The organism is Thermococcus sp. GR5, from assembly GCF_012027535.1.
GTDB classification, from domain to species: Archaea; Methanobacteriota_B; Thermococci; order Thermococcales; family Thermococcaceae; genus Thermococcus; species Thermococcus onnurineus.
The window spans coordinates 1-504 of the sequence record NZ_SNUN01000020.1; the positions used below are offsets into that span (position 1 = coordinate 1).

A 504-nucleotide genomic window follows, 5' to 3' on the forward strand; every position below is an offset into this window, starting at 1 on the left:
GAAGGTGTCTACGAGGTTCACATAATAGCCGGTGAGTGGGACCTTCTCATAAAGGTCCGCGCCCCCAGCTCTGAGGAAGTCGGTAAAATCGTCGTTGACAAGCTTAGGGAAATAAAGGGTGTCGGTCAGACGGTAACCATGGTGTCCTTCGTTACGGTTAAAGAGGAGCTCTGAGGCTTTAGGGCGATGATTGGCGTTCTCCTTTCTGATTTATGATGATGCGAGGTTTGATGAGCCCTACATAACACAGCACTCGTAGATTATCTCGACTTCTCTGACAGTTTTTGCCCACTCGATGACCTTCCTCGGCGGATTCGTCAATCTGTCAACTCCTTTCAGAACCGCCCCCCTGTCGAATTCCACCCGCCATCTTCCCATTGGGCGCATGCAACCTATGCTCAGCTCTCCATCAAAGCGCTCGCGCGCGTACTCGACGACCTTCAGGCTCTCCTCAACGCCCGGTTTCGGGACGTTTTCCATCTCCGTCCCCTTCGTCGGGATGAG

The 504-nt window shown here is 53.2% G+C and carries 1 protein-coding gene and 1 pseudogene; one reads left to right on the top strand and one right to left on the bottom strand.

Annotated features, from left to right (window positions below; translation table 11 throughout):
- Positions 1-174, top strand: a 174-nt coding sequence (locus tag E3E33_RS10680; RefSeq protein ID WP_167731691.1) for an Lrp/AsnC ligand binding domain-containing protein, incomplete at its 5' end; no start/stop codon positions are given.
- Positions 175-237: 63 nt separating this feature from the next.
- Here the strand turns inward: E3E33_RS10680 and E3E33_RS10685 are convergent.
- Positions 238-504 (bottom strand): annotated as a pseudogene (locus E3E33_RS10685) (radical SAM protein); the annotation flags it as partial.